We start from the raw sequence: 3,788 nt of genomic DNA, 5'->3' as shown, positions 1-3,788 counted from the left end.
TTTCTGCACCCTCAGAACATCAGGAGGCCGCCCGAAAGGGCGGTAGTGAAATGCGAAAGTTCAAAATTATTATTGAAACGGGAATAGCTGGTGGAGATTTTGAGGATGTATTCGAAGTGGACGATGACGCAACACCTGAGGAAATTCATGACGGAGCATAAGAAATTTTCTTTAACTACTGCAATTACTCATACCACGAAATAAAAGACGATGAGGAAGAACAAAGTGGCTGATTTTTGTTCAGCTAAATATAACATCAGTTTTGAGTAAGCGTGCAGCAAGAACCGTATTGACGGGGATGTGTTATTCAGTCGGCAGTGCTACGCGCCAGGGGGAGCAGTTCGCCGACCCGGTTTATCGGCCAGTCGGCTATGACGTCAAGGACATAGCGGAGGTAGCTTTCTGGCTCCACTCCGTTCAGTTTGCACGTCCCGATCAGGCTGTACAGCAGCGCTCCCCGCTCTCCTCCATGATCCGAACCGAAGAACAGGTAGTTTTTGCGGCCCAGACTGACCATCCGCAACGCATTTTCAGCGATGTTATTGTCCGCCTCAGCCCAGCCATCATCTGCATAGTACGTCAGCGCCGGCCACTGGTTCAGGGCGTATGCGAACGCTTTCGCCAGTTCTGAGTGTCGCGACAGGGTTTTCATCTTTTCACGCAGCCAGCTTTCCAGGGATTTCAGCAGCGGTTTCGTTTTCAACTGACGTTCGGCAAGGCGCTGCTCCGCCGTCATTCCCCTTATCTCTGCCTCGATGGCGTACAGTTCGCCGATCCGTTTCAGCGCTTCCTCCGTCAGGGCTGACGGGGTGCGAACGTGCACATCGTGGATTTTACGGCGGGCGTGAGCCCAACAGGCGGCTTCCGTTATCCGGCCATCCCGGTACAGCTCGTTGAACCCGGCGTATGCATCCGCCTGCAGTACACCACTGAACCCCGCAAGATGGGTCTGCGGATGGATGCCTTTTCTGTCCGGGCTGTAAGCGAACCACACCGCCGGCGCCAGCGTTGACCCGGCGTTACGGTCGTCACGAACGTAGGTCCATAACCGCCCGGTCTTCGTTTTCTTATTGCCTGGCAACAGCACCGGGACAGGCGTGTCATCAGCATGGAGCTTACCGTCAGTCAGCACATAGTCCTGAAGCGCTTCTTCCAGCGGTGACAGTAGCCGGCAGCATGCATCCACCCAGCCCGACAGCAGTGAACGACTCAGCTCCACGCCCTGGCGGCCGTACATTTCAGACTGGCGGTACAGCGGGGTGTGCTCTGCATACTTTGAGATCAGCACGCGGGCCAGCAGCCCCGGTCCTGCGATACCCCGCTCGATGGGCCGTGAAGGCGCGGGGGCCTGCACGATGGCATCGCACTGAGTACAGGCATGCTTTTCACGTACAGTCCGGATAACCCGGAAGGCGCTGCGCATCAGCTCCAGCTGTTCGGCGGCATCCTCACCCAGATAGCTCAGCGAGCCTCCACATTCCGGGCAGCATGACGCTGCCGGCAGCAGCCGTTTTTCATCGCGGGGGAGTGATTCGGGGAACGGTTTGCGGGTGCGGGTTTGACGCAGCGGGCGCTGCACGGCCGGGTCGTCAACCCGACCGGTAAGGGTATCACTTTCTTTCTGAAGTGCCTTCAGGTCAGCTTCCATCTGTGCGATACGACGGGAGACTTTTTCCGAGCGGCTGCCGAAGTTCATCCGGCGCAGCTTATCCAGCTGTGCCTGCAGATGGTCTATTTCGCGTTCACGCTCGTTCAGCTTTTCCTGCAGGGCACGGTTCAGCGCCTCCTGTTCGGCAAGGAGACGTTTCAGTGCATTGATATCGTCAGGAAGTGAGCTGCTCATACCGGGTATATTACCAGGCTCATTCAGCGTCGACCAGGATAAAGAGGCTTACAACATAGTCAGGGACGTAAGCAGTCTTTTAGGCTGCCGCCAGTCGATACCTTCCAGCAGCATCGCCAGCTGTGCCGGTGTGAGGAACACTTTGCCATCCCGGGCTGACGGCCAGGCGAAGCGGCCGCGCTCCAGCCGTTTGGTCAGCAGACACAGTCCATCGCCGGTAGACCAGAGGAGCTTTACCTGACTGCCATTACGCCCACGGAAGATAAAAACGTGACCTGACATCGGATCGTCTTTCAGCGTCGTCTGCACCTTTGCCGCCAGGCCGTTGAAGCCGTTTCTCATATCGGTGATGCCAGCGACCAGCCAGATCTTTGTCCCTGATGGTAATGGGATCAACGTTTGAGCTCCCGTATCAGCAGGTTCAGGATATTTTCGCTGATGGCACCATTCAGACGGAGTGATCCGTGCCGGAACGTCACTTCACAGCTGATATTGAGTGATTCAGGTGTCGCAGCAGCTACAGGTTGTGACCGGGGGGAGGTTGTAGGGACAACATCTTCGGCATCAAGTGTTATCGGGAGCAGCTCAGGCACGTTGTTTTCTGTTGTTGAAGGAGGACGTAGTTTTCCTTCGCGCCAGTACTGGCGCCACTTGAACAGCAAATTATCGTTGATCCCATGCTCACGAGCGAGTTGCGCTACGGAGATCTCTGGTCGATGCGAGAGTTCAACCATTTTGATTTTGAACTCAACGGGATAATTAGGGCTTTTTTTACGCACTGCGGTTAATGATTTCATGGATTGCGTCCACCATATTTGGTGTCCACTATTCTCTCAGGAATTTCAGGATCTGCCAGACGGTGCTGAGACGACGCTTACAGTTTTGAAGAGCGGGATGAACTATTAATGGACTATGGTGAGTTACGCGGTGGAAGTGCTGCTGATGTCGAATCCTAGCGTGATGACTATGAAGCGGGAAAAACTCCGGTCGAAGCATATTGTGATGAGTGGGGCGATGAATGAGCGAGATTAATTATCAGGAAGGGCATGAAACGGCGGGGCAAGCAAAACCAGTGGCATGGCGATATCGCTACGTGAAAAAAGGCGTTACGGACTTTCAGGGGAAGTAGTGGTCTGGTGACTGGAAATATGTACCGAAAAAAGAGGATTGTAACGACAGGCCGAACTATCAAATTCAGGCCTTATTCACTGCCTCACCAGTCCCAGTTACATCAGAAGAACTGGTTAAAGCTGTGCACTTTTATGAACAACTAAAACGCGAAAATCCACCAACATCCGGCAACTAGATTAATGGATTAACTATGTCGGTTAAACGACCAGCCAACTGAAAAAGCGGAAACCTGATTACAGGTTGCCAGATAAGGCAATGAGCTACCTGGCGCGGAACGGACTGATAAGTATGGGGAATGTTTTACGATGAACCTTTAGACTAAAGAGTTTGTAACGCTATGTAAGTGATTTTTTCTGGTTTAGATATTTATATGTCCGGCCAAATTGAGGTGTGTTTAAATGTAATTGCACATTGATTGTAGGAGGAATAATGAAAAACGCATTGCAGTTTTTGTTTGTTGCGTTCTGGTTGTTCGCATCATGTATGCCCATCATCTTCACAGCAAGGTATATGGAAAAAGTTGATGTTTTGATATTAATATTTGGATATATAAATGCCCTTTTTTTAGGGGTGTTCATGGCGGTCATGTGCATTGAATACTGGCGGTAAATACAGCGAACTCCATTGGTTTAGTTGGATATTTACTGTGCTGGACAAAAACGGTTTGCGGGGAAATCTTAGTTAAGTAGAATGACTGCGGGTGCTTGAGGCTATCTGCCTCGGGCATGGACACCAACGGCAGATAGAGAAAAGCCCCAGTTAACATTACGCGTCCTGCAAGACGCTTAACATTAATCTGAGGCCAATTTCATGC

General features: G+C 52.0%; 2 protein-coding genes and 3 pseudogenes. 2 read left to right on the top strand and 3 right to left on the bottom strand.

Annotated features, from left to right (window positions below; genetic code table 11):
• Positions 1–50 precede the first annotated feature (50 nt).
• Positions 51–233, top strand: a pseudogene (locus tag RTW80_RS22920) (hypothetical protein).
• 70 nt (positions 234–303) lie between these two features.
• On the opposite strand, the pseudogene RTW80_RS22915 reads toward RTW80_RS22920, so the two are convergent.
• The 3 genes and pseudogenes from RTW80_RS22915 to tnpA all read right to left on the bottom strand — a co-directional run bounded on the left by RTW80_RS22915 (position 304) and on the right by tnpA (position 2,640).
• Positions 304–1,843 (bottom strand): annotated as a pseudogene (locus RTW80_RS22915) (IS66-like element ISEc22 family transposase).
• 48 nt (positions 1,844–1,891) lie between these two features.
• Entirely contained in the window at positions 1,892–2,239 is a 348-nt protein-coding gene (gene tnpB, locus RTW80_RS22910) for an IS66 family insertion sequence element accessory protein TnpB (RefSeq protein WP_000612626.1), read from the bottom strand.
• Entirely contained in the window at positions 2,236–2,640 is a 405-nt protein-coding gene (tnpA, locus tag RTW80_RS22905; RefSeq protein ID WP_000839179.1) for an IS66-like element accessory protein TnpA, read from the bottom strand. The genes tnpB and tnpA overlap by 4 nt, the downstream gene beginning before the upstream one ends.
• A gap of 221 nt (positions 2,641–2,861) precedes the next feature.
• Between tnpA and RTW80_RS22900 the strand changes: the two are divergent.
• Positions 2,862–3,283, top strand: a pseudogene (locus RTW80_RS22900) (hypothetical protein).
• The last annotated feature ends 505 nt before the right edge of the window (positions 3,284–3,788 follow it).

The sequence above is a fragment of the Escherichia sp. AM3 genome (assembly GCF_032029835.1).
Classification (GTDB): domain Bacteria; phylum Pseudomonadota; class Gammaproteobacteria; order Enterobacterales; family Enterobacteriaceae; genus Escherichia; species Escherichia coli.
Note: the sequence above shows the minus strand (reverse complement) of the source record. Positions and strands in the feature narration are given on the sequence as shown.